The organism is Halalkalibacter flavus (assembly GCF_036663575.1).
In the GTDB taxonomy this organism is placed as follows: domain Bacteria; phylum Bacillota; class Bacilli; order Bacillales; family Bacillaceae_D; genus Halalkalibacter; species Halalkalibacter flavus.
The window spans coordinates 1-688 of record NZ_JAWRVK010000111.1 but is presented as its reverse complement, the minus strand read 5'-3'; the positions used below and the strand labels follow the sequence as shown (position 1 = coordinate 688).

Sequence of the window (688 nt, the reverse complement as noted above, 5' to 3'; positions counted from 1 at the left end):
TTTTATGCAAAAAATATAATAATTGAACATTTTGAGTATTCTTAAGAGTTGGATTAGATTAATGCAACACTAGTGATTTTTGAATTTAAATTTATATTTTTCATGTTTCATTCGCTCGGTTCGTTGAGTTTATATAAATAATTAAAACAATGTTCTAAATATGTAAACTTCGGTCTAGGAACGTCCCTACCACAGTAATCACAAGTAATAATAATTGGTTTATTGCTTCCTTCATTTAAATCTTCTACTTCCACTTGAAACTCGTCGTAAATTTTCGTGAATACGTACCCTCTACTTACAAAGTGCTTTTTGTTACTTGGATTCCAAGTCATTTGAATTTTTTGGTTATCTTTTATCATAACATCACCCAATAGCTTTTTTATAGAAAAGTTCAGATAATATAGCAAAGATAATATAACTAGTTTATTTTTTATGAATTCAAGAAAATTGTTTTTAAGTTTAATAAGCTTTACCATAGAAAATTCTTAGCGTAATTTGTTCATTTAAAGTACACCCTATGTGAACATTTTAAATTACAACAAAACCAGCTAACATAAATGTACAAAATGAGTTGTTTAATGACGAGGTGAAAAAGAAGAGTAAAAGATCAGTTGTGACCGTCAAGTAATTTGACACAGTTTTTGCTTATTAATTTGAAACACTTTCTTGTCCAAAGATGTTTTTACGA

The 688-nt window shown here is 27.5% G+C and carries 1 protein-coding gene; it reads right to left on the bottom strand.

What is annotated here, in order from left to right; translation table 11 throughout:
• Positions 1–107 precede the first annotated feature (107 nt).
• Positions 108–359 carry a hypothetical protein gene (locus tag SAY88_RS24620; RefSeq protein ID WP_332635070.1) on the bottom strand — a complete coding sequence of 84 codons (252 nt, stop codon included), beginning with the start codon at positions 357–359 and terminating at the stop codon, positions 108–110.
• Positions 360–688 lie beyond the last annotated feature (329 nt).

What these genes read in the sequence shown, in the direction of transcription:
- SAY88_RS24620 (WP_332635070.1), bottom strand. Translation starts at nt 359, where the DNA reads ATGATAAAAGATAACCAAAAAATTCAAATGACTTGGAATCCAAGTAAC.